We start from the raw sequence: 26,467 nt of genomic DNA, 5'->3' as shown, positions 1-26,467 counted from the left end.
GTATCTACAGCCTGAAGAACCGCAAACTTAAGGATGCCTCTTTTAATCCTGCAACAGCTCTACAGGTGGAATATGGAAATTGACCTTCTAGATCAGAAAGTGAGCCGTATTTTCGCTGGGAAGGTGGTGCGCAAGGACCTTTTGCACCAGATTAAAGGCGGCGAAAACGTGCCATCCTATGTGCTTGAGTATCTCTTGGGCAAATACTGCGCTTCGGACAACAACGAGGAGATTCGCATCGGTGTCGATGCCGTTAAAGAGACCTTGACCGCGAATTATTTCCGACATGACGAGGCGAACAAGGCCCAGTCCATGGTTGAGCAGAAAGGCAGACATCGGTTCATCGACCGCGTTGAAGTCCGTTTCCTTCCAAGCGAAAACAAGTACTGGGCCTCAATGGACCATTTCGGCTACGCCAAGATACACATCCCCGAGGAGTTTTACCGACGATACGAACGACTGCTTGAGGGCGGCATCTGGGCCGTCATTGATGTTGAGTTCAGATTGACTGAAGAGGGCAAAAAGGACAGCCCCTTCCATATCGTCGATCTGAAACCAATCCAGCTCGCCCGTTTTGATCTGGAAGAGTACCTGGAAGGCAGGGGCGGGATGACAAGGGACGAGTGGATCGACCTCCTCCTCAGGAGTGTGGGCCTTGAGCCGATGAGGATGGAGCACAGATTGAAGATGCTGTTGCTCACCCGGCTTATCCCATTTGTCGAAAAAAACTATAACTTCATCGAACTCGGTCCCCGCGGTACCGGTAAATCCTATGCTTTCAGCGAGATGTCACCGTACTGCATGCTGCTTTCGGGCGGCAAGGCAAGCACGGCGAATCTGTTTTACAATAACGCCCGACGTCAAGTCGGGCTGGTTGGGCATTGGGATGTCGTGGCCTTCGACGAAGTCGGCGGTATGAAGATCACCGACCCTGACGCGGTCCAAATTATGAAGGACTACATGGCCAACGGTCGTTTCAGCCGCGGTATCACACAGGTGTTGGCTGATGCTTCCCTGGTATTCATCGGCAACCTCAATCAGCCGGTGGAAAGCCTGGTCCAAAACTCCGCCATGGACCTTTTCCAACCGCTTCCCCGGGAATTTGACTTGGCGCTGCTTGACCGGATACATTTTTATCTGCCCGGCTGGGAGGTTCCCAAAAGCTCTCGGGACATACTCACGACCCGTTACGGCTTCGTCACCGATTATCTGGCCGAAGCGTTTCGGGTGCTCAGAAAACAAAACCGCTTCGACGAGGCCGAGCGAATTTTCCGTTTCGGGTCGCATGTTGAAGGCAGAGACGCCACAGCAGCCAAAAAAACGGTGAGCGGCCTTCTCAAAATCCTCCACCCGGGTGGAGACTGGACGAAGGAGGAACTCACGGAGTATGTTGAGCTGGCCCTGGAGGGGCGCCGCCGGGTGAAAGAGCAGCTCAAGAAACGCGGCTCTTTTGAATTTTACAAGACCAGCTTTTCTTATATCGATCTCGCCGACGACACTGAACGCTCCGTGGGTGTTGCCGAACAAGGAGGGGCCGGAGTCATTTCGCAGGACCCACTGCCTCCGGGCACGGTTTACACAGCCGCGGTGGATGCTGAAGCCAAGGTTGCTTTGTTCCGGCTTGAGATCACCTTGACGGCGGGCACAGGCAAGCTCCGGACCCCGACCGGCCTTGAGAAGTCACTGAAAGAATCCCTCAACCGGGCGTTCAGTTATCTGCAGAACGTCAAGGAAAAACTCGGTCTGACACAGTTGCTGGCGCAGAAGGACATCTATGCCGAAGCGGTGGACCTCTCGGGCGGCCGCATCGATTGTCCTTGCGGCGTGGCCTTTTTCACCGCCATCATTTCCGTGGTCCGTAACCGCCACGTGCAGGCCGGGACGGTGGTTCTCGGTGACCTGACCATTCAGGGAAATATCAAGGGTCCGGCCTCGATTACTGAACCTTTGCAGCTTGCGCTGGAATCAGGCGCTTACCGCGCCTTGGTCCCCGTTTCCAACAAAACGCAATTTGCCGGATTGCCGGAAGATGTGATCGAACGTCTGGACGTGGTCTTCTACGGCGACGTGGACCGCGCGGTGCTCAAGACATTGGCGATGTAATCGATGAGGCGGGGAGCGGCGGAAATCAAGGGAATCACAGGCGTCCCTGCTGGAACGTGCAGGTCCCGTTATATCGGCACGGGCGGTTAAGTCGGCAGTCGGTAAGTAACCCCCCCGAAAACGATCATGGAGAGCACTCATCCGAAATAAAAGGTTTTCCCGATGAGAGGCAAAACGAAACAGAATCTTTGTCCTATTTTCAACGATGGCGGAAAGCCCACCGCCGTTGACCTGTTCTGCGGTTGCGGCGGCCTGACGGTAGGGCTAAAAAAAGCCGGGTTCAGGGTCTTAGGCGCGGTGGATATCGACCCGCTGTCCGTCACGACCTACAAGGCGAACCATCGTGATGTCACACTATGGGAAAGGGACATCAGAGAACTTGATCCGCAGGAACTGCTCGACACGCTCGGGTTGAAGAAAGGCGGCCTTGATCTCCTGGCGGGATGCCCGCCGTGTCAGGGTTTCTCCAGAATGCGGACCCTGAACGGAGCGGTCAGTGTGGAAGACCCACGCAACGATCTCCTACTGGAATTCCAGCGATATGTGGAAGCGCTCCGTCCCCGAACCGTTATGATGGAAAACGTGCCTGGGCTCCGCAACGATGAGCGATTCGCGGTGTTTTGCAAAAAGCTAAAGAAACTTGGCTATCTGGGCGACCACCGCGTCCTGAATGCAGCTGACTTTGGTGTGCCGCAACGAAGGCGTAGATTGATCTATTTGGCTGGGGTGGGCATGGAAATACCTTTCGTTGAAAACGCCGGCAGAATGAAAACGGTGGAGGACGCCATAGGCGGATTACCAAGAGCAGGAGAAAGTGGCGATGCAGTACACGATATGCCGGAAAATAGGACACCTAAGATCATGGAAATCATCCAACGCATTCCCAAGGACGGTGGTAGCCGCAGAGACCTTCCGGATGAGTATCAGCTCGAGTGTCACAAGCGATGCAACGGGTTCAAGGATGTCTACGGGCGCATGGCTTGGAAGGATGTGGCCCCGACGATCACCAGTGGATGCTTCAATCCCTCAAAGGGGCGGTTCCTACACCCGGAGGAGGATCGGGCCATCACCATGCGCGAGGCGGCTCTTCTACAGGGTTTTCCCCGCCGATACAAGTTTCCGGCCACTAACAACAAGTCAGCCGTGGCTTTGATGATCGGCAACGCCCTGCCGCCGCCGTTCATCGCGGCACACGGCAAAAGCATCAAACGAGCACTGCGGAACAGCACCGGGACCTGGCCATCAAAAAGGGGAGCTGAATTCATATGAATATCGACCAGGTCTTGAAAAACGAGTTGACGCCGCAACAATACAACGCGGCGATGGATGCAGCACTCGCAAACATCGAATGGGCGGTCACGGGCATTCTCGGCTCGGATTTCCCAATGCGGCCGCATCCTGAAAAATGCAAAAAGTGCGATTTTAAAACGATCTGCCCGAGCACGCCACAAAATTTCAACGTTCTGACGACTGTACCGCCGAAGCTCCATTTGCCCGGACGAAAGGAAATGGCCAGGGTTTTCAGTTTGTATCAGGGGTAAGACTGATGCCGGACAATCTGACCCCCGAACAACGCAGCTACTGCATGTCCCGCATCAAAAGCAAGGATACCGGTCTTGAGATGCGGGTACGCTCCGCTCTGCACAGAAGAGGATTGAGGTTCCGCAAGCACGTCAAAGATTTACCAGGCAAACCGGACGTTGTTTTCAGAAAGGCCCGAATCGCCGTGTTCGTGGACGGTGATTTTTGGCACGGATACGGATTCTCTTCCTGGGAGGAAAAGGTCTCTGATTTTTGGAAAAAGAAGATAAACAAGAACCGGGAACGGGACGCCGCAAACCATCGTAAATTAGGACAGATGGGCTGGACGGTGATTCGCCTGTGGCAGCATGAAATCGAAGAGGATTTTGATGCGTGTATTGATCGAATACTCGCAGCGGTCTGCGAACGCAAAAAGGAAGCATCAAGGGCATCCAATAACCACCATACGAAAGTGGAAGCTGTGGATCGATCCAAGGAACTGGCGAAAAAACAGGCATTAAGGAACTGAATAGAAAATGCCCGAAAAGGAGATGCTGTACATTTGGCCGCGTGACCACGGCGTCATCAGCAGCGACATGGGCCCGTTGTTCATCGAGCAAGCGAAACTCCGTGCTGAAAAACTCGGCGTTGCCGCTGGTTATATCTCTGGCGAGAGGGGTCGATGTGGCAGCCTGTGGAGATGGGAAAATATAATTCAACACCGTCCCCGCCTCACCGGGAACGGCCTGATCTCTGATAACCCTTTGACATTGAATCTTTTCGGTTAACATCCGGAGAACGAGTACGGTTATGAAGAGGGTTGCAAACGGGAAGCCAAAAATACGCCGCTGAACATAAGCGGTTCTTCCTGAACGTAAGACCCTGTGAGTGATTCCATCGGGGTCTTGTTGTTTTCAGCCTGCCAGGCCGACTTCTACCCGTCCGCCTGCTCTCCAGCTTCCCCGGTTTTTCATTCCCTTATTGCCCGTTGTTCACGTCTCCTTTGGTGTCAACTCAAATCCGATACCTCGAAGATGCTGAATAGTTACTAACTGTTTACCTGTATGTTTACCTGTAATTTTTTGTATGTGAAACCACTGCTGGCTCATAGATTTTGCAATAACAAAAACTGCATAGAAGTAAATGACAGATTCTGATCAGGCGCTTTGAAAGGGCTGATTAAGTTGGAGCAAACGCAGCATCTGCTGCAGTAATGCGCCCAGTTTGGTCTTGAATTTCAAAAAAGCAAAGAGTAAGTAAACACTCAGGGCGATCCAGGTTTGAGTCATCACCGCATTGTATACTATTCCAGGAAAAGTTTTAATTTTGAGGGTGCCCCTTATCCCTTTGAAAAAGAATTCGATCCGCCAACGCTCTTTGTACAGCTCGGAAATGGTCTGTGCATCCAGATGGCCTGCGTTGGTGACAAACGAGAGTTCCTTGCCGGTTTCAGGATCCTGAATAAACCAGGCGAAACGGATCTGGTCGGCAGTGCCCCCTTTGCCGGCAATTACCCCAATCGAAAGGGCCTGTATCCCGAAGACTCTCGTAAAAGGTCAGCTGTGCAACATCATGCACAGGTCCAGGTCAGAGAACGACGTGACCTTCCGCTCGCCCGAACAACGGACGACGATCCTTCTGAAGGTGTGGAGCGGCGGATGCTCCATGACCACAGCGAAAATCAACTTGCCTTCGTCCATCCGATGCACCCACGATGGCTCTCTTCGCAGGGTTGCAAGCCGGGGTATCGCCGTCCAGGTCGGTGACCGGCAAAATCATTGAAAAGTGGTTCCGAATCACTGGCTTGCAGACAGGTGGCGCGAAGAGGTCGAGACTCTGCTGTCGTCTCCATCCTGCGAAGGCGTTGCCGACAGGGTCGTGTGCCGTGTTCCGGACACGCACGATGCCGGGGGGCTTGTAGAAGAACCGCAGCTGCGGCTGCTGTCACCAGGAGGTGAGCACGCAATGAATACCGATCACGACCATTCCCAGGGCACCGTGCTGTCGGTACGTGGCAGCGTGGTGGATGCCCATTTCCCTGGCGGCCTTCCGGAGTTCCATAGCGAACTGCACGTGGGGACAGACCGCGAGGTCGTGGTCGAAGTGGTTGGTCATGTTGATACGGAAACCATCCGCGGTATCGCCCTTAACCCGACCGCCGGCCTGGCTCGGGGCACGCCGATCTACGATTCGGGCCACCCGCTGCGGGTGCCGGTGGGCGAACGGATGCTGGGCCGTGTGGTCAACGTGTTCGGCAATGCGATCGACGCCGGTGAGGACCTGCATGGCGGTGAGTGGCGTCCGCTCTACGGGCAGCCGGTATCGCTCGTCGACCAGGGCGCCACCTCGGAAATCTTCGTCACCGGAATCAAGGCCATCGATCTCCTGACCCCGCTCGCGCGCGGCGGCAAGGCGGGTCTGTTCGGCGGTGCCGGGGTGGGCAAGACAGTGCTGATCACCGAGCTGATCAACAACGTTGCCGGACGCCATGGCGGAGTCACGGTGTTCTGCGGCATCGGCGAACGCTCGCGCGAGGCCGAAGAGATGGTGCGCGACGTGGAGGCGGCCGGCGTGCGCGATAACACCGTGCTGATGTTCGGACAGATGAACGAGCCACCGGGCGCACGCTTCCGGATCGGGCACGCGGCGCTGACCGTGGCCGAGTACTTTCGTGACGACGCCCGCCGGGACGTACTGCTGCTGATCGACAACGTGTTCCGTTTCATCCAGGCCGGTTCCGAAGTCTCCGGTCTGCTGGGTCGGCTGCCCTCGCGCATGGGCTATCAGCCCACCTTGGGCACCGAGCTGGCCGAGCTGCAGGAGCGCATCTGCACCACCAGGGGCGCAGCGATCACTTCGGTGCAGGCTGTGTACGTGCCGGCGGATGATTTCACCGACCCGGCCATCACACACACCTTCGGTCACCTGTCGGCGCTGATCGTACTCTCACGCGAGCGCGCAAGCCAAGGCTTCTATCCGGCCGTGGACCCGCTACGCTCGGAGTCGAAGATGCTGACCCCGTCGATGGTGGGCGAGCGCCACTACGAGGTGGCGCGCAAGGTCCGCGAGACCCAGGCCGCCTACGACGAACTCAAGGACGTGATCGCCATGCTCGGGCTGGAGGAACTGTCACGCGACGACCAGCGACGTGTGCACCGGGCGCGGCGGCTGGAGCGGTTCCTGACCCAGCCATTCTTCACCACCGGGCAGTTCACCGGCATGGGCGGCGCCATGGTGGAGCTGGAGGACACGCTGGACGGCTGCGAGCGTATCCTCAACGACGAGTTCTCCGGCTATCCCGAGCAGGCGCTGTACATGATCGGCACAGTCGATGAGGCGAAGAAGCCATGAGCACGGAGGGTAGTTCAATGACCATGCGGATCAAGGTCATCGTGCCCTCGGGCGTGCTGGCAGAGCAGCAGGCCGCAAAACTGGTGGCTGAGGCGAGTGACGGATCGTTCTGCCTGCTGCCGCGTCATGTCGACTTTGTGGCAGTGCTGGTCCCAGGCATTCTCACCCTGACCTCTGCAGACGGTGAAGAGACCTTTTTCGCGGTGGACGAAGGCCTGCTGGTCAAGCACGGCACAGACGTCCGGGTGTCCACCTGGAACGCCCTGCAGGGCAAATTGGGCGAGCTGCAGCAGGCGGTGCTGGCGCAGTTCCGCGAACAGGGCGAACAGGAACAGCAGGCTCGTCACGCCCTGGACCGGCTGGAGGCCAGTCTGGTGCAACAGGTCCTGGACTGGGACGGGCGCAGACATGCCTGAACGCGATCCCATACCGTCGAATGAGCCGCCGCGTGGACTGGACGAGGAGATCGGCGCCAGGGAAGCGCGCAAGGTCCGGATGCGCAGCCGCCGCGACCGCACCCTCTGGCACGGCCTGGGGGCGGCCGGCATCGTTGGCTGGTCTGTGACCGTGCCGACCGTGGCCGGGACGTTTTTGGGACTGTGGATCGACCGCCGCTGGCCGGGCGATCTCTCGTGGACCCTGGCACTGCTGCTGGGCGGGGTCGCACTGGGTTGCCTCAATGCGTGGTATTGGGTCAATCAGGAGTCAAGGATGATCGAGAAGGACGAAGCAGAACAGGAGGCCGACCAATGAACACCGCGCTTCTCCTGCTGTTGGCACTGGTGGCCGGGCTCGGCCTGGGCCTGCTCTATTTCGGCGGCCTGTGGTTGACTGTACAGCGGCTGGCACGCACACGCAACCCGACGCTGCTGTTTGCACTGAGCTTCGTGCTACGCACGGCGCTGGTGGTGACGGGCATGTACCTGGTGATGGACGGCAGCTGGCAGCGCCTGCTGGTATGCCTGGCCGGCTTCATTATCGTGCGCCAGGTGATGCTGTCGCGACTGCGGCCCGACTGCTTCCCGCAGGCGCCGTGCAAAGGAGTGGAACCATGACCATCACGCCTGATGCCATCGTCTACTGGCAGTTCGGTCCATTTGCAATCAGCGCCACTTTAGTGTTCACCTGGGTGGTGATGGCGCTTTTGGCCGGTGGCTCGTGGCTGATTACGTGCAGACTGACGGGCGGGACTTCGGTGTCGCGCGGACAGCTGCTGCTGGAGATCGTGCTCGATGGCATCCGCGGGCAGATCCGCGGCGTGGTCGACGTCGACGCAGACCGCTACCTGCCCTTTATCGGCACGCTGTTCCTGTTCATCGTGACGTCCAATGTCCTGGTCGTAGTACCAGGGTTCCAGGCACCCACCGGCTCGCTCTCGACCACCACGGCGCTGGCGCTGTGCGTGTTCGTGGCGGTGCCTGTCTTCGGCACTATGTCCCAGGGCCTGCGCGGCTACCTGAAGACGTACCTGCAGCCAACCTGGCTCATGCTGCCGTTCAACATCCTCTCAGAACTGACGCGGACGATCTCGCTGTCGATCCGCCTGTTCGGCAACATGATGAGCGGTACCATGATCGCAGCGGTGGCGCTGGCGATCGCGCCGCTGTTCTTTCCGGTCATCATGAGTGTTCTCGGCCTGCTGATCGGCGTGATCCAGGCCTACATCTTTTCGGTCCTGGCGCTGGTCTACATCGTCTCGGCCACCCGTGCCCACGAGGAGCAACTCGGCGGGCCACACAACGACAACAAAGGAGGAAGTACCCGTGGAGAGCCTTGAGCTGATCGGCATGATCTCAATCATCATGGCGGGAGCCACTGTCGGCATCGGTGCCCCGATCACCGCTATCGGCGAGGGCTGGGCGGTCTCACGTGCGATGGGCGCGCTGGCCCAGCAACCCGATGCCGCACCGGTGATTTCGCGCACGCTGTTCATCGGCCTGGCAATGACCGAGTCGTCGGCGATCTACTGTTTTGTCGTGTCAATGATCCTGATCTTCGCCAACCCGTTCTGGAACCACTTTCTGAGCCTTGCGGGAGGCTGAGCATGGCGGTCGACTGGTTCACGCTGGTAGCCCAGGCTATCAACTTTCTGGTCCTGGTATGGCTGCTTAAACGCCTGTTTTACGACCGGATCATCGGTGCCATGGACCAGCGGGAAGCAGGCATCGCCGACCGTCTGGAGGAGGCCGCACGTGAGCGCGAGGTTGCTGCAAAGGAAGCCGAGAAGTACCGCGCCGGCAACCGGGAGTTTGAGCAGCAACGTGAACAGATGCTCGCACGCGCTGCTGATGAGGCCGAAGCGCGGCGCCAGGTGCTGCTGGAGGACGCACGCCGGCAGGCCGCCAAGGTCCAACAGCAGTGGCTCGGGAAGTTGGAACGTGAGCGTGAGGACCTGCTGCAGGACTTTCGCGAACGCGTTGGCCAGGGAGTGTTCACCCTGGCCGGTCAGGGCCTGAAGGAGCTGGCTGACGCGGATCTGGAAGCGCAGATGCTGAAAGTGTTTGCGCAGCGGATCCAGGACCTCGATCCGGAGCAGCGCGAGGCGATCATCGCAACGATCCGCGACTCCAGCGGCGAAGTCGAAGTCAACACCTCCTTCACGCTCAACCAGCAGGGCCGGGACACGCTGACAGCAACCCTGCGCGAGCATCTGGGCAAGGATATCCAGGTGCACTTCGGCACCGACCCGAAACTGATCTGCGGCATCGAACTGCGCGCCCGCTCACACCGCCTGGCCTGGAGCCTGGGCTCCTGGCTGGAAGGACTGGAAGCACGGGTCTTCGAGGCCCTGGACGAGAGCGCCCGGGATCATGCCGCCGACCGCTAAGCCAACGACAGCCGGCGCAATGAAGGAGTCGCTGCACGCGTCCGTCAGGCTGACACTGGACATCGTCGCACAGGTGCTGGCGGGCACGCGCGCGGAGCTGGTGACCCATGAGGTCGGCAGAGTAATTTCGGTCGGCCCGGGAGTGGCGCGGGTGCGCGGCCTGGCCAGGGTTCAGGCCGAGGAGCTGGTGGGCCTGCATGGCGGTCTGCTCGGGATGGCCTACAACCTCGATCCCGACGAGGTCGGCGTGGTGCTGCTGGGTGCGGGTAACGCGCTGGTGGCGGGCAGCTTTGCCCACCGCACAGGTCGCATCCTTGATGTGCCGGTCGGCGGTGCACTGCTCGGCCGCGTGGTCGGTGCGCTGGGTAATCCACTGGACGAGCTCGGGCCGGTGCGTACGCGCGAGCGGCGGCCGGTCGAGCGACCGGCGCCACCGATCCTGCACCGGGCACCGGTCACCCGGCCGTTGCAGACCGGGCTGAAGGTTATCGATTCGCTGCTGCCCATCGGCCGCGGCCAGCGCGAGCTGATCCTCGGTGACCGCCAGACCGGCAAGACCGCCATTGCCCTGGACACCATCCTCAACCAGCGCGGCCGGAACGTGGTGTGCGTGTACTGCAGCATCGGCCAGCGCACTTCAGAGGTGGCCGAGCTCCTCACCCACCTGCGCCGCCACGATGCGCTGGGCTACAGCATCATCGTGACCGCCTCGGGCGACGAGCCGCCGGGCGTCCAGTACATCGCCCCGTACGCGGCAACAACCATTGCCGAATACTTCATGGAACAGGGCCGCGACGTGCTGATCGTCTACGATGACCTCACCCGCCACGCCCGCGCCTATCGCGAGCTGTCGCTGCTGATGCGCCGACCCCCCGGCCGCGAGGCCTACCCGGGCGACATCTTTTACGTGCATTCGCGACTGCTCGAACGCGCCACCCAACTGCGTGCTGAGCGCGGCGGCGGCTCGTTGACCGCGCTGCCGATCGCCGAGACCCAATCGCAGAACATCTCCGCCTATATCCCCACCAACCTGATCTCCATCACCGACGGTCAGATCGTCCTGTCGCCGACGCAGTTCCGCAAGGGCATCCTGCCGGCCGTGGATGTAGGCCGTTCGGTGTCGCGGGTGGGGGGCAAGGCGCAGCTACCCTGCTACCGCGCCGTGGCCGGGGAACTGCGGCTGTCGTACACCCAGTTCGAGGAGCTGGAGGTCTTTGCCCGCTTTGGCACACGGCTGGATGAGGCCTCGGTTGCCACGCTCGAACGCGGCCGTCGGGTACGCGAGGTGCTCCGCCAGCAACAGTACCGGCCGATGCCGGTCGCCGAACAGGTTGCAGTGCTGATGACCGCCGGTGAGGGACTGTTGAACGCCGTGCCGGTGGAACAGGTTGCAAGGGGCGAACAGGCGATCCGCACCGCTGTCACCAGACAGTTACCGAAAATCTGTCAACGCATGGAGTCCGGCGAACCGCTCGTCGACGAAGATCGCGCCGAGCTGCTGCGCGTGATCGGTACGGTGCTGACTGTTGCCAAGAAAGCTGCACCATGAGCCGGAACCTGGAATCAATGCGCCGCCGGATCAGCACCGCCGAAGACCTGTACGGCGTGGTCCGGGTGATGAAGGCCATGGCCGCCTCCAGCGTGCGCCAGTACGAGGCTGCTGTGGAATCGCTGGCCGAGTACAATCGCACCATCGAGGCCGGCCTGCAGATCGCCCTGCGCCACCGCCCCGAATTCATCGCGCCCGAGGTCGCGGTCGGCATGCGTACGATGGTGGTCGTGTTCGGCTCCGACCAGGGCATGTGCGGCGCTTTCAACGAGCAGGTCACGGCTTTCGCGCTGAAGCAGCTCGACACCCTCGGCAACGAGCGCGGAGACACCGCAGTGCTGGTTGTTGGCGCACGAGCAGCGGGCAGGCTGGAAGACGCGGGCTGCACCCTGGTACAACGGCTGTCGATGCCGAGCTCGATTGCCGGCGTCAGCCCAGCGGTCCACAACCTGTTGCTTGCGGTCGAGGCGTTGCGTTTCAGTGACAACATCGACCGGTTACTGGTCATCCATCACAGGCCGGGTGCCTTCACTGACTCACGATTGCAGGCGCTGCAACTGCTGCCCGTCGACCGTGCCTGGCTGGACCATCTGGCCAACAGGGACTGGAATTCACGCTCGCTGCCGACCTTCAGCATACAGTGGCGCGAGCTGTTCTCATCGCTGATCCGGCAACACCTGTTCGTTGCCCTGTACCGCGCGTTTGCCGAGTCGCTGGCCAGCGAAAACGCCAGCCGCCTGGCGTCAATGCAGGCTGCCGAGCGCAACATCGAGGGCCACCTCAGGCAGCTTCAGCTCGACTATCACCAGGGACGGCAGGAGTCGATCCAGGCGGAGCTGCTGGACATCGTGGCCAGCTTTGAAACCCTGACTGAAGAGGAGGAGAGACCGCCCGGTTTGTAAAGAGCAGCAAACCCAAAAGACACGATCACAAAAAAGACCGGCTCACCGCCAGCCAGGCAACAAGTGCACCGATCAGGGCCGTGCGGGTCATAAGCCGGCAGGCGGCAGCAATGTGTTGCGGTGTTACAGCAGCAAGTCCTACACCGATATACGGTTTGTCCACCAGAACCCCGTGGTAGTAGTTCGGTCCGTTAAGGCGCACGCCCAGGGCACCGGCAAAGGCTGCCTCCGGATAACCGGCGTTGGGGCTGGCATGATGCCTCCCCTCCTGCCGGGCAACGTTCAATGCACGCAGACCGGTAAGACCTGGGGTCAGGCCGGCGGCCAGGGCAATCAACAGTGGTGAAAGCCGGGCCGGCAGGAAATTCGCCACATCATCTATGCGGGCCGCAGCCCGACCAAACAGCAGGTAGCGCTCATTCTTATAGCCGACCATTGAATCAAGGGTATTGACCATCTTGTAGGCCAGGGCCAGGGGTGCGCCACCGATAGCAGCGAAAAAGAGCGGTGACAGCACACCGTCGACCGCGTTCTCCGCCACGGTCTCCACCGTTGCCCGGGCTATATCATCGGCCTGATACTGATCAACATCCCGGCCCACAATCATGTTCACCTGGGAACGGGCCCGGTCAACCTCACCGATGGCCAGCGAGGCATGAATTTCCATGGCTGCCTGCCGCAGAGAACGGGCCGACAGACAAAAAAAGAGCAGCACACTCTCCACCATAAAGCCGACCACCGCATGCACCTGCCAGGCCAGGGACACAACCGCAGCAGCCACACCCCAGCACCCAAGGATCAGGCTCACGGCAAAGGCCCAACCGGCAAGCTGTTCGCCGGCAAGCCACCGCCGCCACAGCGGCTCGGTTTTGGTGATGGCCCACCCCATCCAGCGGATCGGATGCGGCAACCAGCGGGGATCGCCGATCAAGGCGTCCAGACAGAAGGCGGCGGGAATGGTCAACCAGACCAGATAACCGGCAAGATCCATAACAGACTTATCGTTGTGAATGAACAAGAGCGACCAGATGCCGGGCCACCGCAGTGTTTGCTGCCGCATCTTTCAAAGCGATGCGGATGTATCCCTCATCAAGCCCGTAAAAGTTGGCGCAGTTACGGATGAGAAAACGCTGTTCAGCCAGGGCCCGGCAAACAGTGCCTGCGGTTTGTCCCTCCGGCAGACCGATGAGCAGGTACGAGGTGGTGCTCGGATAGACAATAAGGGGTGCAGCGGCGAGCCGCTGCCGAAACAGTGCACTTTCAGCGTCCAGGTGAGCGCGGGTCTGATCGATGAAGGCGTTAACCGTATCCGGATGGGCGCCGATATACCGTACTGCCTCCTGGGCCAGACTGTTGACGCACCAGGGCTGCATGTAGCGATGAAAGGGTTCGATAACAGACGGATCAGCCACTAAAAATCCAACGCGCAACCCCGGTATGCCGAAGATTTTGGAGGCTGACCAGAGAACAATGACGTTGTCCAGTGCACATTGGCACATACCCTGATCTTCCCGGGCAAAGGACAGATACGATTCATCAATGATAAAACGGACCTCGCGGTGCTGTGTACACAACTCCATTAACTGTGCATGGGGAATCAGCCGCCCCGTTGGATTGTTGGGATTGCAGAGGAAAACAGTGTCAATCCCGGTCAGTCGCGCACTGAGCCGCACCACATCCACGGCAAAATCAAGGTTTGGCGAGGTGAGAAAAAATTCAGGCATGATCCCGTGGAGGCGGGCACCGTCGGCGTAATCGGCATAGGTCGGGCCAACGATCAGCACCCGCCTGCTTTTCAGAACAGCACAGGCCGTGTAGATGAACTGGGTGGTGCCGTTACCGGCCAGAACCCGCTGCTCGCTCACACCAAGCAGGGCCGCAACAGCACGAACAGCGCCCTGCGCATCGACCTCGGGCAGTGACGTGATCCGGTCCATTCGCTCCTGGAGGTACTCGATCAGCCCGGGTAACGCACCAAGAGGATTGATGTTGCTGCTCATATCGGTGATATCTTCCGGCCGGCAGCCCAGCTCTTCGGCCAGCTCGACAACATTGCCGCCATGTCCTTGTATCATAATGGCTCCATGCAGGTACGAAAAAACGGATCAGAGGTCAGCAGGTGTGTACACCGTGGTGCAGTACAACCGGTCGGCAGCAGAGACAGCGTTGTCACGATCGGTGACTTAGCCGTTCCTGCAGATCCCGCGGCAGCAAAGCGATGATCGCCTCGATGTCAAGATAGGCTGCAGCATGCTCGGCCAACTGGTCATAGGCCCGATCACGGGCAGCCGGGCCGTGCAGCTGATCAACAGCCACATGACTGAGGCCGATACCACTCAGCCAGCGGCGGGTGATTGCCGGCGTATCGAAAAAGCCGTGCATATAGGTGCCCATCACCCGCTGATCAGCACTGATGCACCCATCAGCATCGTTGCAGGACGTGCCGTTGCGGTCCTGTACACACAGCAGGCTCTGCCCGTCGGGACACCTGCTCTGCCCCATGTGAATCTCATAACCGTACCCGGCAATACCCCCCCAGGTAAAAGCAGTGCGTGTGGTGGTTTTCGGGGCCTTCAGCACAGTCTCCACCGGCAGCAGCCCCAATCCCCTGGTGCTGCCGGGCGGGCCTTCGATGCCGTCCGGGTCGTGTACCCAGGTGCCGAGCATCTGATAACCGCCGCAAATACCCAGCAGATGCCCACCGTCATCGACATACCGCCGAAGACGCTCCTGCCAGCCCGTCTGGTCAAGCCATTGCAAATCTGTACTGGTGGCCTTTGAACCCGGCAGAATAACCGCCTGCAACTGAGCAAGCGACTGCGGCTGTTCAAGATAGACCAGCCGGCAGTCGGGCAGTTGCGCCAGGGGATCAAAGTCCGTGAAGTTGGAGATATGGGGAAGTCGAATGACACCAATGGTCGGTCGATCAGCGTCCAAAGAGTTGTGCCGGGCAAGCTTGGGGCCTTCGATGACCACTGCATCCTCTGCCTCGATATGAAAATGCTTAAACCAGGGCAGGACACCAAAAACCGGTTTGCCGGTCCGCTGTTCAATCCAGTCGATACCCGGTTGAAACAACGTGAGGTCGCCGCGGAAACGGTTGATGACAAAGCCGCTGATCCGGTCCTGTTCCTCCGGCGACAGACAGGCAAGCGTACCAACGATCTGGGCAAACACGCCGCCCCGGTCGATATCAGCCACCAGAACGACCGGCGCCCGGGCATAGGCAGCCATCCGCAGGTTGACAATATCATGCGCCATCAGATTGACCTCGGCGCAGGAACCGGCTCCTTCGAGCAGAATGAGATCATACCGCTGCCGCAACCGGTCAAGGGCGGCCCGGCTCTCGGCAAAGAGAAACTCTTTTTTACCGGTGTAGGATCTGGCAGAGGCATCGATCCAGGCTGCACCGTTGAGCACCACCTGGGCACCGACATCGCTCACCGGCTTGAGCAGAACCGGGTTCATATCACAGTGTGGGGCAACCCGTGCGGCCTCAGCCTGCACAATCTGGGCCCGCCCCATCTCTGCACCTTCGGCGGTGACTCCGGAGTTGTTTGACATATTCTGCGCCTTGAACGGCGCCACGCGAAGACCCCGATTGACCAGAATCCGGCACAGGGCGGTGGTGACAATCGATTTCCCCACATCTGATCCGGTTCCCAGCACTGCCAGGCAGGCTGCTTGCTTTTTCATAGTTCCTCTCCCGGGTGCCCGTTAAAGTGGAGGCAGTGCATGAAGCCTCACCAAGACGCCCGCTGCTCCTGGTTACACTTCAATACCTTTGCGAACCTGCACACCCTGGTCATAGTAGTGTTTGACCGCACGCATGTCTGTCACAAGATCAGCCTGCGCCATCACCGCCTCCGGTGCACCGCGGCCGGTGAGAACCAGCTCCACCGACTCCGGTCGCTCGGCAATGAGATCAAGCAGATCCTGCTCACCAAGAAGCCCCAGGGCACAGGCCACATTGATCTCATCGGCAACAACCAGGTCGTACTTTTTTGAGTGCAGCACTGCCTTCAGCGTTGCAAGACCGGCACGGGCAGCCTCGACATCGGCTTTCTCCGGCGTCGTGACCAGCATGCATCCCCTGCCAAACTGTTCAACAGTGATGAGATCAGCAAGACAGGTCAGGATGTTCAGTTCGCTGTACGCAGCGTTCTTGATAAACTGTCCGATATACACACGCAGTCCGGCCCCCGCGGCCCGTAACGCCAGACCGAGGGCAGCGGTGGTTTTACCTTTGCCGTCACCTGTATAAATCTGCACATAGCCCTGCATTTCTCTTTACTCCCATTGTCTTTCCAGGTGGTCTCATAAAAAATCGTAACTCTTCAGTCAACAGCTTTTCATGCCCCGGTACACACCTGTCACGATAAAGAAGAGGTGCCAGACAGTTCCAAAGCAAACAGACCCCCCAGACGGTCACGCCTCTTTCCCTGCTGCCTGCGTTTTGCAATTAAACAACCGGGCAATACACTCCATTTTTCCGGCACATTCACCGGCTGTGTTTCCTTATATCCTGTTTTTATTAAAAAAACGACAAAACGAAAACCACCATTTTTTTTCTTCATCTTCCCTCCCTTCTGAAAGCATGGAATGAAAAGGAGTTAAAGACAGCCGGTGTCTGCTAAACTAAAAATAGAGTATTATTGAGCTAAAACGAGGAAAATGGAGCTCTGCCGGGATCATGATTTGTTGACAAATTGTTAACAAACTGCTGGTTAACATCACAACCACTTGATTTAACTGTGTATAAGTAAATATTTTCTAATTTTAACGCTGCCAGTGCAGGTTATGCATCGCAGGTCTTGGAAAGTCTGATCCCGGCCAGATCTTTTCATATCAACAGAACCGACTCATTTTGAAGATAAAATCGGGACAAATCGCTTTTGACCGGCAATCGGTTTTTCAGTAGATCAGAGACCATTCAAGAAATTGGAAATGTCTGGCAAGGTATCTTATCTCAAAAGGAAGAGCTTTCTATGATGTGGAATACGATCAAAAAATCCCTGCACGGTCTTTTATCGGAGAGTGAGTTGAACTTATGGATCAGCCCGATTCAATGTCAACCTCAGGAAGGAGATATCCTTACCCTCACCGGACCGGATCGTTTTTTCTGCGCCTGGGTCGAAGATCGGTATCTGGAGCAAATCCGCCGTGTCGCCCGGGAGGTCGGTCAGTTCAGTGATGTCCGTCTCCTTGTTGCCGACCCGCAAACCCAGCATTTTGAGAACAATAAAAGAGGCCAGCTGCTGTTGCCGGGGACTGCCGCCACCCCAAAGCTGCGCTCTCTCCATCCAGCCTTCACCTTTGCCCAGTTCATGATGGGCGAATCAAATATGCTGGCCGGATCTGCCTGTAAAGCGCTGGCTGGTGGTGAGAAAACCTTTGGCAACTGTCTTTTCATGAACAGCAGCACCGGTTTGGGCAAAAGCCACCTCACCCAGGCTGTGGTCCACCAGGTGCTGCAGACCGCCCCCTCCACCCGCCTGCACTATCTGACGGCTCAGCAATTTACTGCAGACATGGTCAAAAACATCCGGGCCAAGTCCATGGAGCTGTTTTCCAAAAAATATGTCAACAACTGCGACATGCTGCTGGTGGAAGACATCCACACGTTGACCGGCAAGGCAAAGACGCAGGAAGAACTCAACACCATTCTCGATTATCTCATCAAATCAGGCCGTCGGGTGATCCTGACCTCTGCTGTCCCGCCTAATAAACTGACAGACTTTGACGAGGATTTCCGCAGTCGTATAGCCTCAGGTCTGGTGACCGGCATCATGTCACCGGATTTTGAAACACGGGCACGGATTATTCGTCATAAGATGGGCCAACACGGCCTGCCCATCACGGACGATCAGGTTGGATTTATGGCAGAATACCTCAGAGGAGACGTGCGTCGCATTGAAAACGCCATCATCGGTATCAAGGCCCAGTGCTGCCTGCATGAGACAACACCTGACCTGGCAATGATCCGCGACGTGGTCTTTGGATTAACCGACGGTGCGGCGGAGGTAACAGCTGAAAGTATCCGTGATCTCATCGGCCGCCAGTTCCGGGTCAGTATCGATGAGCTGTGTTCGCGTTCCCGAAAACGAACCGTCACCTTCCCCCGGCAGATGGCCATGTATCTGACACGCAAATTCACCAACCAGTCTCTTGCTGATATCGGCAGTCTGTACAATCGTGACCATTCAACGGTTCTGCATGCCGTTAAAATCATCACCAGAGAGATGAGTCAGCAGTCAGCGGTTCGGCAACAGATCGAGATACTGACCGCCCAACTGAAACGATAAACCGCTGTTGCCGGCATGACCGGCAGCACGTGGCCGCATCAGAAGTAGATCTTTTTCACCTCAACAGACTGCTCTTCCCCGCTCTGTTCCACAAGTGCCGCTACGGCCTGGCGGGCCTCCCTGACCATGTCGTTGATCCCGACACCCCGCCACCCGAACCCGCAGCAGCGCATATCCGCATGCGTTGTGTGCACGGTCTGCCGCCAATGCAAAAGGCCCATGTAGCCATGCTCCAATTGCGGGATACCCGACGACGGCCGCAGCACCGCGCTGTACACCGGGGGTGACAACTCCATGAGTTGCCTGAGGTCGTGATACACCGCATCAACAAGGTCGGCATCACTTAAACGCAGCCGTTCCGGGTGGCGACGACCACCCACCAGCGCTTCCACCAGTTGCCGGCCGGCCGGGGCCCGACCGGGAAACATGTGTGAGGAAAACAGGGCACCCAGGGTGAAACGCTGCTCCTGTTCCGGAGCCAGGTACCCAAAACCATGAGGGATCTGCGCCCTGGAATCAAAGCCGAGCAGTACGGAGAAAATCCTTGCTTCCGGAATAGCGGAGACAGGAGGCGGCATAACAGGCAACGCCGCGCCCAGTATCTGTAAGGATGTATTGATCGGGAGTGCAAGCAGGAGTTTACGACAGCGCACCTCGCCCCGGTTGCTGTGAACCAACCAGCCGTCAGGTTGCCTGGTCAGCCCCTGGACAGTTGTACCGTACTCGATTATGTCTGCCAGATTTGCAGCCAGACGTCGGGGTAGGGCAGCCATACCGTTGTTGAAGCTGATCATGGACGGCAGGCCCCTTTTTGTTCGCTTTTCCTTTCCCGCTGCCCGCATCTTTGCCAGCATGCCCCGGATAACCGAGCCATGCCGCTGCTCCATCTCCCGGACACCGGGCATGACCGCATCGATCCGCAACCGTTCAATATCACCGGCATAGGTCCCGGTAAAAACGGCATCAGCAAAAGGTACCAGTGCTGCCCCGAACCGGTGAGCCACCCAGTCTGCCACTGAAGGTTCCCCCTTAAGCGGCCTCTTCCACACATCTGCCAGCACCCGCAGCTTGGCGCTCCAGGGGATCAGCGGCTGGCGGACGATCGTCCATGGTTTTTGCGGGATGCACTGCAGCCGGCCGTTCAGGCACAGGTAGCGGACAAACTTTGCCAGAGACGCGGTAACAACCTCTTTTTCCAGTCCGGCCAAACGGATCAGTTCCCGGCTCTCCGCACAGTTATCAAGAAAACCGTGCGGCCCCCATTCGGCAAGATACCCACTGTCACTATAGGAGGCGATGGCACCACCCGGCCCATCTGCCTGTTCCATAACAAGTACATTCAGATCCGGGCACAACGCCCGGGCAAAGGTCGCCGCACTCAGACCGGAGACACCGGCGCCGACAATACAGAGGTCATACGGAATTGATTTCATACACCACAGAAGTTAACAGACGCATTGGCATGGGCATGGGCATGGGCCCTGTCTTGACAGAGAATCATTCGTGCTTACCATGTTGCCCGGATAAAAGAAAGCCCCTTTATCTGCCTGGTATTATCACAAAAACGTGTGCCGGCCGGCCGTAAACACACTTATTTTTTCATGTACTTTGAGGAACATCACCCATGACAGCAACACAGGTTGAAACCAAGCAGTTTCAGGCAGAGACCAGAAAGGTTCTCGATATCGTCATCAACTCGCTGTATACCGAGCGTGACATCTTTGTCCGCGAGCTGGTCTCCAACGCCGCCGATGCCCTGGAAAAATTCCGTCATCAGAGCTTGATAGAAAAGATCGAATTCGACAGTCACGTCCCCCTTGAGATCACCATCAACGGTGACGATAAAAACCACACCCTCACCATCAGCGACACCGGTATCGGCATGACCCGGGAGGAGCTTGAAACCAACCTGGGGACCATTGCCCACTCCGGCTCCCAGCACTTCTTTGAACAGCTTGCTGAGGCTGCAAAAAAAGACGTCAACCTGATCGGTCAGTTCGGTGTCGGCTTTTATTCGGTGTTCATGGCTGCCAGGAACGTACGCGTTCAAACCCGCTCCTGGGACGGCTCCGAAGGATGGGAGTGGAGCTCCGACGGCGGCGGTTCCTACACCATCGGCCCCTGCCCCGGCCTGCATCGCGGCACCCGAATCATCATCGAACTGAAAGACGATGCCCACACCTATGCCTCCAAGTTCACGATTGAACGGATCATTCAGCAGTACTCCACCTTTGTCCCCTTTCCGGTCATCGTTGAAGGGAAAAAGGTCAACACTGTGCAGGCGATCTGGTCTCGATCCAAATCTGAAATCACTGAGGAGGAGTACAACGAATTTTATAAGTTCATCGGCAATGCGGTTGATGAACCGTTGTACCGTTTTCACTTCTCAGCCGATGCACCGCTTTCGATCAACGCCCTTCTCTATGTGCCCAAAGAGAACTTTGAGGTGCTGGGCATGGGCCGGATGCAGCCGGGTGTCAACCTCTACTGCCAGAAGGTGCTGATCGACCAGCACAGTGAAAATATCCTTCCGGAATGGCTCCGTTTTCTGAAAGGTGCGGTGGACTCTGAAGACCTGCCGCTGAACATCTCGCGGCAATCGCTGCAGGACAACGCTCTCGTCATCAAACTGCGCAAAGTCCTGACCAAACGGGTGATCAAGTTCTTTGCCGAAGAGGCTGAACGGGACGCCGACAAGTACCGTGACTTCTGGAAGATCTTCGGTATCTTCATTAAAGAGGGGATGACCAGCGATTTTGAACATCGCGCTGATCTGGCCAAACTGCTCCGTTTTGAATCTTCAGCCAGTGAACCCGGGGTCATGATCTCGCTTGATGAGTATGTTGACCGGATGAAGGAGGGCCAGGACAAGATCTACTTTATCAACGGTCCCAGCCGGGCTGCTGTTGAGTATGGGCCCTATGTTGAGATGTTTAAAAAACGCGGCATTGAGATCTTCTACACCCTGGACCCGATTGACGACTTTGTCCTCAATCATCTGGGCGAATACAACGGTAAAAAACTGGTTTCCGCAGATCGGGCCGACCTCACCCTGCCCGAGAGCACAGAACCTTCCGCCGACACGGCAACCGATGAGCAGCAGGTTGAGCCGCTGTCTGATGCAGTGGCAACCTCGCTCTGCCGCTGGATGAAAGAAGTGCTCGGCGAGCGCATTCAGGAGGTGAAGGCCTCGGATCGTCTGGTGGACAGCCCGGCCATGATCGTGAATGTCGATGGCTTTATGACCTCCTCCATGGAGCGAATTCTCAAAGCGTCCGGACAGACCGAGGCCTTTGGTATCGGATCGAAAAAAGATATGGAGGTCAACACCAGCAGCAATCTGATCAAACGACTGGCTGCACTGCGTGAAAGCGATGCTGACTTTGCCCGGGATCTGGTCGAACAGCTGTATGACAACGCTATGATCCAGGCTGGTCTGCTGGTTGACCCCATGGTGATGGTGCGCCGCAACTACCGTATCCTGGAACGTGCCGCCGACGCCTCTTCACCAACGAACTAACCCTCTCTGCCCTGGACGCATCGTGTGTGCACCGCAGTATCAGGAACACGAACATCCAGGGCACCGGTTTTTTTTTGCATCTCTGCGATAAACCGGTATCATATCTTGAAAAAAGGTTGTGTTCACGATATATGAACACAACCTTTTTCGTTCTATGAATCGCTTCTGGAGAAACTGTGTGATGCGTTCATCCCTTTTCATGCTTTTCATGGCGCTTCTGCTTCTTGGCGGCTGCCATACAAAACAGATTCGCCACCTTGCCTCTGATGCCGCTCTGATCAAACCGGGACAGACCACGGTGAAAGAGGTGCAGCAGTATCTGGGAGAACCCAATGCCCGACGCGAGGTAGCTCCCGGGGTCAGCGAATTTCTCTACTATGAGGACCGGCCCGGGATGTTCGGCACCATGCCGCTGATCGGCTCGTTCAGCAGTTCCAAAGGGTATGAGATGATCGTTCTGACCATCACCAACGACGTTGTCACCAGCTGTGATTTCCGCAACCACAACGAGACAGATCGCAAGTGGCTGGAAGACTACACCTGGGATCAGGAACTCCAGTGAACCCGCTCACCATCTTTGACATCAACAGAGAGCGGATGATCGAGGAGCAACTGGTTCGCCGGGGCATAACCGATCAGCGTGTCCTTGACGCCATGCGTACAGTCCCCCGGCATCTTTTTGTTGAAGATGCCATTCAGTCACAGGCGTACAGCGACTTTCCCCTACCCATCGGCAGCGGTCAGACCATCTCCCAGCCGTATATCGTTGCCCTGATGACCATGGCCCTGCAGCTTACCGGGTCTGAGAAGATTCTCGAAATCGGTACCGGCTCCGGTTACCATGCCGCCATCCTCTCCCGGCTCTGCCAGAAGGTCTATACCGTGGAGCGCCTGGACGCCCTGGTCAGTCGTGCCCGCAAGATCTTTGACCGGCTTCGCTATCACAACATCGTCTCGCGTATTGACGACGGCACCGAGGGCTGGCCTTCGGAAGCCCCCTTTGACCGGATCATCGTGACAGCCGGCGGGCCCCGCATACCCGCACCCCTCATCGATCAGCTGGCAGATCCCGGACGTCTGATCATGCCGGTCGGCGGCCAGGAGGTGCAGGAGTTACAGGTGGCGGATAAACGTGACGGTGATATCAAGATAACAACCATTGAGCATGTTCGCTTTGTGGATCTCATAGGGGCCCACGCCTGGCCCAACTGATAACGCCCTCCCCATAATACGGCAGTCGGAACCGGCCTGAACAGCCTTCCCTCTCCGGCTGTCGGGAAAAACCTTGCATTCGTTGCGGCGACGGGAGAAAATACCAGAGTAATCCGTTCACCTCCTCTCCACCTGTCACCCGATAAAGATCATGTCATTTCTCAACAGCGAAGCCCTGCTCGACCTGCTTGTCAAACAGCAGCTGCTCTCCCACGAACAGCGCCGGTTCGTTCTCCTGCAACAGGGGAAACAGCGCCAGAAACTATTAAAACAGTTCGGCGGCCGTCGCCAGGAGGATCGCAACAGGCAACTGAAAGGTTTTCCAGACCTTGTTGATATTATTATCGACCTCGGGTTGGAGAACCCTGATGTGCAACAGGGACCGCTCACTGAAGAGACCATTATGCGGGCCGTTTCCAGGGGCCTGAAGATCCCGTTTAAAAAGCTCGATCCGCTTGAACTGGACATGGACACGGTGACGAAAACCATTCCCAGATCGTTTGCGGTCAGTCACCTGATCCTGCCGCTGACACTACAAAACGGCGTCCTTGAAGTGGTCAGCTATCACCCGGATATCCAGTCAGTGTTCGAGGATATTGAACGGGCCAACCAGGTGAAAATCCGACCGTATCTGTCGACACGCAGTGACATCAAAAAAATTCTGGCCGAATTTTTCGGCTTTCAGCGTTCCATCACTGCTGCAGAATCCCAATTCGGGACGACCAGCGTTTCCGCAGCCGTGGATATCGGCAACCTTGAACAGTATGTGCGCCTGGCCTCCACCAAGGAGCTGAGTTCCACTGACCAGCACATCAAAGCCGCGGTCAACCATCTGTTCAGCTACGCCCTGGAGCAGCGCGCCAGTGACATCCATATTGAGCCCAAACGGGACACCTGCCTGGTCCGTTTTCGCATTGACGGTATCCTCCACACCATTTACAAGCTGCCCAAGGCTGTCCACTCGGCCATCACCTCCCGAATCAAGGGACTGGCCCGACTGGATATCGCGGAAAAACGCCGTCCCCAGGACGGCCGTATCAAGATCGGTCGTCAGGAAGAAAGCCAGGAGGCTGAGATCCGGGTCTCCACAGTACCGGTGGCCTTTGGCGAGAAGACGGTCATGCGCATTCTCAACCCTGAGGTTATTTTTCAGCAGCTGGACAACCTTGGCTTTTCCCGGCGCGACCGACTGGTCTACAACAGCTTCATGAACGCCGCCCACGGAATTGTCCTGGTGACCGGCCCCACCGGCAGCGGTAAATCGACAACCCTGTACTCGACACTCAAACAGATCGCCACCCCGGAGATCAATATCGTCACCATCGAAGATCCTGTGGAAATGGTGTACGAGGAGTTCAACCAGATCGCGGTACAGCAGCAGATCGACGTCACCTTTTCCTCAATTCTGCGCAACATCCTCCGGCAGGATCCGGACATCATCATGATCGGCGAGATCCGGGACCTGGAAACCGCCACATACGCTGTCCAGGCCGCTCTGACCGGTCATCTGGTCTTCTCCACCCTGCACACCAACGATGCGGTTTCCACCATCATCCGTCTAGAAGATCTGGGGCTCGAACCCTTCCTCATTGCCTCCACCATGCTGGGGGCCCTGGCACAACGGCTGGTACGGCGCAACTGCCCATACTGTCTGGAACCGTACACAATGGACAGCGCCGACCTGCGCAAACTGGGCTTTCCGCTCGCTGCCAGCCACGATTCCATTGTGCTGAAACGGGGTAAAGGCTGTCTCCAGTGCCGGAACACCGGCTACCTGGGCCGCATGGGTATCTTTGAGGTCTTTCCCATGTCTGAACAGCTCAAAAAGCTGATCGCGGCCAAGGCCAACGGTTCCGAACTGCGGCAGATAGCTGTTCGTGAAGGGATGACCACTTTACGCGAGGATGCCTGGCGCAAGGTGCAGGCCGGGCTGACCACCGTGGAAGAGGCGCTGCGCGTGACCGGAGAAACCGAGACCATTTGATTTTTCACTGGCACTTCCCTGGATTCGACCTATAGTATTGTTGATCAGTAACCAGAAACAGTGCAGAGAGTATGGGACAGAAGATTGTCAGTAAAAATAAAAAAGCCTTTCACGACTACGCCATTGAGCAGACCTTTGAAGCCGGCATTGTACTCAGCGGTCCGGAGGTGAAGTCGCTCCGGGCCGGCAGGGTTAACCTTCGTGACGGGTATGCCCAGCTCAAGGGAGGTGAGGTCTTTTTGTACAACGTGCATATCTCGCCTTACTCCTATGCCACCCATGTTGAGCAGGACCCGCTGCGGACCCGGAAGCTGCTGCTGCATCGTCACGAGATCCGTAAATTGATCGGTAAACTGCACGAAAAAGGCATTGCGCTGATTCCATTGAAGATTTACTTTATCGGCAACGGTAAGGCCAAGGTAGAAATGGCACTGGCCAAAGGAAAAAAACTCTACGATAAACGGGCTGCCCTGAAAGAGAGGGAATCAAACCTTGAGATGAAACGGTCCATGCGCCACAGTGACTGATCACCTTGATTGGGCAGCAGAGCTACAACCAACACCTACTATGGGGGCGAAACGGATTCGACGGGGATGTTGAAGCTTAATGTTGCATGCCGAGTTTTCTGTCAACTCGTTAAACTGACGGAAGTAAATATAATCGCAGACGATTATAACTACGCACTGGCAGCTTAATCTGCTGTGCCGTTCCACCGGTTTTCGCCTGTAGAACCGGATTCGGAGCGTCGACTACACAGGCTGGTTGTCCGTGAGTGCCTGGGCACGGCCAACGAGATCTTCAGGCTGGCATCCGAACATCTCTGTTTCGGGAGAGAAGCGGATGCGAGATCTAATCCCGGAACTATGCATGTAGAGACTTAAGGGGAGAATTTCCGGACCCGGGTTCAACTCCCGGCGCCTCCACCATTTAGAAAAGACAAACCCGTCTCTCTGGGGTCATTCTCCGGGGTGACGGGTTTTCTTTTTCCCCTTGTTTCTAAAGGGTTTGCGCCCGTTTCACATCTTTCCAAAGCACCTCTTAGCACCATCGATTCTCCCCATTCTCCCGCCTTTCTTTCTCTGTTTGGCCCCTGATTCTCTGTTTTCTCCGGACCAAGTCCGAAGCTCGTCCGGAAAGCTACATCCTTGATTGATATGGGTTTGCGGCTGATTGCCATTTTGGGCGGTTGTCTT

26 protein-coding genes, 1 other RNA gene and 2 pseudogenes are annotated in these 26,467 nt (G+C 57.5%); 21 read left to right on the top strand and 8 right to left on the bottom strand.

Translation table 11 applies throughout. From position 1 onward, the window contains the following. Positions 1-72: 72 nt before the first annotated feature. The 5 genes and pseudogenes from brxL to LHW45_07345 all read left to right on the top strand — a co-directional run bounded on the left by brxL (position 73) and on the right by LHW45_07345 (position 4,274). A complete protein-coding gene (brxL, locus tag LHW45_07365) occupies positions 73-2,103 on the top strand; it encodes a protease Lon-related BREX system protein BrxL (protein MCB5285390.1) in 2,031 nt (676 codons plus the stop codon). Between the two features lie 162 nt (positions 2,104-2,265). Further along, positions 2,266-3,372, top strand: a complete 1,107-nt coding sequence (locus LHW45_07360; GenBank protein MCB5285389.1) for a DNA cytosine methyltransferase — start codon at positions 2,266-2,268, stop codon at positions 3,370-3,372. After that, positions 3,369-3,644 carry a PD-(D/E)XK nuclease family protein gene (locus LHW45_07355; GenBank protein ID MCB5285388.1) on the top strand — a complete coding sequence of 92 codons (276 nt, stop codon included), beginning with the start codon at positions 3,369-3,371 and terminating at the stop codon, positions 3,642-3,644. The genes LHW45_07360 and LHW45_07355 overlap by 4 nt, the downstream gene beginning before the upstream one ends. 5 nt (positions 3,645-3,649) lie before the next feature. Continuing rightward, complete coding sequence (locus tag LHW45_07350) at positions 3,650-4,153, top strand: very short patch repair endonuclease (protein ID MCB5285387.1); 504 nt, start codon at positions 3,650-3,652, stop codon at positions 4,151-4,153. 19 nt (positions 4,154-4,172) lie between these two features. Beyond that, a pseudogene (locus tag LHW45_07345) lies at positions 4,173-4,274 on the top strand (SAM-dependent methyltransferase). A gap of 528 nt (positions 4,275-4,802) precedes the next feature. On the opposite strand, the pseudogene LHW45_07340 reads toward LHW45_07345, so the two are convergent. Next, positions 4,803-5,054 (bottom strand): annotated as a pseudogene (locus tag LHW45_07340) (transposase). A gap of 535 nt (positions 5,055-5,589) precedes the next feature. Between LHW45_07340 and atpD the strand changes: the two are divergent. Genes atpD through LHW45_07295 form a run of 9 tightly spaced genes read left to right on the top strand, consistent with a single transcriptional unit; the run spans position 5,590 to position 12,253 of the window. Further along, positions 5,590-6,975, top strand: coding sequence for a F0F1 ATP synthase subunit beta (gene atpD, locus LHW45_07335; protein MCB5285386.1), 1,386 nt, complete (start codon positions 5,590-5,592; stop codon positions 6,973-6,975). Then, positions 6,972-7,391: a F0F1 ATP synthase subunit epsilon gene (locus LHW45_07330; GenBank protein ID MCB5285385.1), complete on the top strand. Its 420-nt coding sequence runs from the start codon at positions 6,972-6,974 to the stop codon at positions 7,389-7,391. Before atpD ends, LHW45_07330 begins: the two co-directional genes overlap by 4 nt. Then, complete coding sequence (locus LHW45_07325; GenBank protein ID MCB5285384.1) at positions 7,384-7,728, top strand: AtpZ/AtpI family protein; 345 nt, start codon at positions 7,384-7,386, stop codon at positions 7,726-7,728. The genes LHW45_07330 and LHW45_07325 overlap by 8 nt, the downstream gene beginning before the upstream one ends. Continuing rightward, a complete protein-coding gene (locus LHW45_07320; protein MCB5285383.1) occupies positions 7,725-8,030 on the top strand; it encodes an ATP synthase subunit I in 306 nt (101 codons plus the stop codon). The genes LHW45_07325 and LHW45_07320 overlap by 4 nt, the downstream gene beginning before the upstream one ends. Then, positions 8,027-8,752: a F0F1 ATP synthase subunit A gene (locus tag LHW45_07315; protein ID MCB5285382.1), complete on the top strand. Its 726-nt coding sequence runs from the start codon at positions 8,027-8,029 to the stop codon at positions 8,750-8,752. Before LHW45_07320 ends, LHW45_07315 begins: the two co-directional genes overlap by 4 nt. Further along, positions 8,739-9,017: a F0F1 ATP synthase subunit C gene (locus LHW45_07310; GenBank protein ID MCB5285381.1), complete on the top strand. Its 279-nt coding sequence runs from the start codon at positions 8,739-8,741 to the stop codon at positions 9,015-9,017. The genes LHW45_07315 and LHW45_07310 overlap by 14 nt, the downstream gene beginning before the upstream one ends. A 2-nt stretch (positions 9,018-9,019) precedes the next feature. Continuing rightward, the gene (locus LHW45_07305; protein ID MCB5285380.1) at positions 9,020-9,802 is read left to right on the top strand and encodes a F0F1 ATP synthase subunit delta; all 783 of its coding nucleotides are present in this window, start codon (positions 9,020-9,022) and stop codon (positions 9,800-9,802) included. Between the two features lie 19 nt (positions 9,803-9,821). After that, on the top strand, positions 9,822-11,351 hold the full coding sequence (locus LHW45_07300) for an alternate F1F0 ATPase, F1 subunit alpha (protein MCB5285379.1): 1,530 nt from the start codon (positions 9,822-9,824) through the stop codon (positions 11,349-11,351). Next, the gene (locus tag LHW45_07295) at positions 11,348-12,253 is read left to right on the top strand and encodes a F0F1 ATP synthase subunit gamma (protein ID MCB5285378.1); all 906 of its coding nucleotides are present in this window, start codon (positions 11,348-11,350) and stop codon (positions 12,251-12,253) included. Before LHW45_07300 ends, LHW45_07295 begins: the two co-directional genes overlap by 4 nt. A gap of 25 nt (positions 12,254-12,278) precedes the next feature. Here the strand turns inward: LHW45_07295 and cbiB are convergent, their stop codons facing one another. The 5 genes from cbiB to LHW45_07270 all read right to left on the bottom strand — a co-directional run bounded on the left by cbiB (position 12,279) and on the right by LHW45_07270 (position 16,830). Further along, complete coding sequence (gene cbiB / locus LHW45_07290) at positions 12,279-13,244, bottom strand: adenosylcobinamide-phosphate synthase CbiB (GenBank protein MCB5285377.1); 966 nt, start codon at positions 13,242-13,244, stop codon at positions 12,279-12,281. Between the two features lie 7 nt (positions 13,245-13,251). Continuing rightward, complete coding sequence (locus LHW45_07285) at positions 13,252-14,328, bottom strand: aminotransferase class I/II-fold pyridoxal phosphate-dependent enzyme (protein ID MCB5285376.1); 1,077 nt, start codon at positions 14,326-14,328, stop codon at positions 13,252-13,254. A gap of 94 nt (positions 14,329-14,422) precedes the next feature. Beyond that, entirely contained in the window at positions 14,423-15,949 is a 1,527-nt protein-coding gene (locus LHW45_07280) for a cobyric acid synthase (GenBank protein ID MCB5285375.1), read from the bottom strand. Positions 15,950-16,021: 72 nt separating this feature from the next. Continuing rightward, positions 16,022-16,537 carry a cob(I)yrinic acid a,c-diamide adenosyltransferase gene (locus LHW45_07275; GenBank protein MCB5285374.1) on the bottom strand — a complete coding sequence of 172 codons (516 nt, stop codon included), beginning with the start codon at positions 16,535-16,537 and terminating at the stop codon, positions 16,022-16,024. Positions 16,538-16,626: 89 nt separating this feature from the next. Next, positions 16,627-16,830, bottom strand: coding sequence for a hypothetical protein (locus LHW45_07270; GenBank protein ID MCB5285373.1), 204 nt, complete (start codon positions 16,828-16,830; stop codon positions 16,627-16,629). Between the two features lie 411 nt (positions 16,831-17,241). Between LHW45_07270 and dnaA the strand changes: the two genes are divergently transcribed. Beyond that, positions 17,242-18,558, top strand: a complete 1,317-nt coding sequence (dnaA, locus tag LHW45_07265) for a chromosomal replication initiator protein DnaA (GenBank protein MCB5285372.1) — start codon at positions 17,242-17,244, stop codon at positions 18,556-18,558. Positions 18,559-18,596: 38 nt separating this feature from the next. On the opposite strand, the gene hemG is transcribed toward dnaA, so the two are convergent. Then, positions 18,597-19,991 (bottom strand): protoporphyrinogen oxidase, encoded by a 1,395-nt coding sequence (gene hemG, locus LHW45_07260; GenBank protein MCB5285371.1) that lies wholly within the window; start codon positions 19,989-19,991, stop codon positions 18,597-18,599. A 191-nt stretch (positions 19,992-20,182) separates the two neighbouring features. Here hemG and htpG point away from each other — a divergent pair, with 191 nt between their 5' ends. The 6 genes from htpG (at position 20,183) to ssrA (ending at position 26,200) form a co-directional block, all read left to right on the top strand. Beyond that, entirely contained in the window at positions 20,183-22,078 is a 1,896-nt protein-coding gene (gene htpG, locus LHW45_07255) for a molecular chaperone HtpG (GenBank protein MCB5285370.1), read from the top strand. Positions 22,079-22,259: 181 nt separating this feature from the next. After that, a complete protein-coding gene (locus LHW45_07250; GenBank protein MCB5285369.1) occupies positions 22,260-22,640 on the top strand; it encodes a hypothetical protein in 381 nt (126 codons plus the stop codon). Between the two features lie 35 nt (positions 22,641-22,675). Further along, entirely contained in the window at positions 22,676-23,290 is a 615-nt protein-coding gene (locus tag LHW45_07245) for a protein-L-isoaspartate(D-aspartate) O-methyltransferase (protein MCB5285368.1), read from the top strand. Positions 23,291-23,441: 151 nt separating this feature from the next. Beyond that, positions 23,442-25,274 carry a GspE/PulE family protein gene (locus tag LHW45_07240; GenBank protein MCB5285367.1) on the top strand — a complete coding sequence of 611 codons (1,833 nt, stop codon included), beginning with the start codon at positions 23,442-23,444 and terminating at the stop codon, positions 25,272-25,274. Between the two features lie 71 nt (positions 25,275-25,345). Continuing rightward, complete coding sequence (smpB, locus tag LHW45_07235; protein MCB5285366.1) at positions 25,346-25,801, top strand: SsrA-binding protein SmpB; 456 nt, start codon at positions 25,346-25,348, stop codon at positions 25,799-25,801. A 42-nt stretch (positions 25,802-25,843) separates the two neighbouring features. Then, positions 25,844-26,200: a transfer-messenger RNA gene (gene ssrA / locus LHW45_07230) on the top strand. Here the strand turns inward: ssrA and LHW45_07225 are convergent. Continuing rightward, positions 26,179-26,467, bottom strand: a 289-nt coding sequence (locus LHW45_07225; GenBank protein ID MCB5285365.1) for a hypothetical protein, incomplete at its 5' end; no start/stop codon positions are given. The genes ssrA and LHW45_07225 overlap by 22 nt on opposite strands.

It is taken from the genome of Candidatus Cloacimonadota bacterium (genome assembly GCA_020532085.1).
In the GTDB taxonomy this organism is placed as follows: domain Bacteria; phylum Cloacimonadota; class Cloacimonadia; order Cloacimonadales; family Cloacimonadaceae; genus Syntrophosphaera.
Note: the sequence above shows the minus strand (reverse complement) of the source record. Positions and strands in the feature narration are given on the sequence as shown.

Excerpts from the sequence above, each read along its gene's own strand:
- brxL (MCB5285390.1), top strand. The coding sequence starts at position 73 with ATGGAAATTGACCTTCTAGATCAGAAAGTGAGCCGTATTTTCGCTGGG.
- LHW45_07360 (MCB5285389.1), top strand. The coding sequence starts at position 2,266 with ATGAGAGGCAAAACGAAACAGAATCTTTGTCCTATTTTCAACGATGGC.
- LHW45_07355 (MCB5285388.1), top strand. The coding sequence starts at position 3,369 with ATGAATATCGACCAGGTCTTGAAAAACGAGTTGACGCCGCAACAATAC.
- LHW45_07350 (MCB5285387.1), top strand. The coding sequence starts at position 3,650 with ATGCCGGACAATCTGACCCCCGAACAACGCAGCTACTGCATGTCCCGC.
- atpD (MCB5285386.1), top strand. The coding sequence starts at position 5,590 with ATGAATACCGATCACGACCATTCCCAGGGCACCGTGCTGTCGGTACGT.
- LHW45_07330 (MCB5285385.1), top strand. The coding sequence starts at position 6,972 with ATGAGCACGGAGGGTAGTTCAATGACCATGCGGATCAAGGTCATCGTG.
- LHW45_07325 (MCB5285384.1), top strand. The coding sequence starts at position 7,384 with ATGCCTGAACGCGATCCCATACCGTCGAATGAGCCGCCGCGTGGACTG.
- LHW45_07320 (MCB5285383.1), top strand. The coding sequence starts at position 7,725 with ATGAACACCGCGCTTCTCCTGCTGTTGGCACTGGTGGCCGGGCTCGGC.
- LHW45_07315 (MCB5285382.1), top strand. The coding sequence starts at position 8,027 with ATGACCATCACGCCTGATGCCATCGTCTACTGGCAGTTCGGTCCATTT.
- LHW45_07305 (MCB5285380.1), top strand. The coding sequence starts at position 9,020 with ATGGCGGTCGACTGGTTCACGCTGGTAGCCCAGGCTATCAACTTTCTG.
- LHW45_07300 (MCB5285379.1), top strand. The coding sequence starts at position 9,822 with ATGAAGGAGTCGCTGCACGCGTCCGTCAGGCTGACACTGGACATCGTC.
- LHW45_07295 (MCB5285378.1), top strand. The coding sequence starts at position 11,348 with ATGAGCCGGAACCTGGAATCAATGCGCCGCCGGATCAGCACCGCCGAA.
- cbiB (MCB5285377.1), bottom strand. The coding sequence starts at position 13,244 with ATGGATCTTGCCGGTTATCTGGTCTGGTTGACCATTCCCGCCGCCTTC.
- LHW45_07285 (MCB5285376.1), bottom strand. The coding sequence starts at position 14,328 with ATGATACAAGGACATGGCGGCAATGTTGTCGAGCTGGCCGAAGAGCTG.
- LHW45_07280 (MCB5285375.1), bottom strand. The coding sequence starts at position 15,949 with ATGAAAAAGCAAGCAGCCTGCCTGGCAGTGCTGGGAACCGGATCAGAT.
- LHW45_07275 (MCB5285374.1), bottom strand. The coding sequence starts at position 16,537 with ATGCAGGGCTATGTGCAGATTTATACAGGTGACGGCAAAGGTAAAACC.
- LHW45_07270 (MCB5285373.1), bottom strand. The coding sequence starts at position 16,830 with ATGAAGAAAAAAAATGGTGGTTTTCGTTTTGTCGTTTTTTTAATAAAA.
- dnaA (MCB5285372.1), top strand. The coding sequence starts at position 17,242 with ATGATGTGGAATACGATCAAAAAATCCCTGCACGGTCTTTTATCGGAG.
- hemG (MCB5285371.1), bottom strand. The coding sequence starts at position 19,991 with ATGAAATCAATTCCGTATGACCTCTGTATTGTCGGCGCCGGTGTCTCC.
- htpG (MCB5285370.1), top strand. The coding sequence starts at position 20,183 with ATGACAGCAACACAGGTTGAAACCAAGCAGTTTCAGGCAGAGACCAGA.
- LHW45_07250 (MCB5285369.1), top strand. The coding sequence starts at position 22,260 with ATGCGTTCATCCCTTTTCATGCTTTTCATGGCGCTTCTGCTTCTTGGC.
- LHW45_07245 (MCB5285368.1), top strand. The coding sequence starts at position 22,676 with ATGATCGAGGAGCAACTGGTTCGCCGGGGCATAACCGATCAGCGTGTC.
- LHW45_07240 (MCB5285367.1), top strand. The coding sequence starts at position 23,442 with ATGTCATTTCTCAACAGCGAAGCCCTGCTCGACCTGCTTGTCAAACAG.
- smpB (MCB5285366.1), top strand. The coding sequence starts at position 25,346 with ATGGGACAGAAGATTGTCAGTAAAAATAAAAAAGCCTTTCACGACTAC.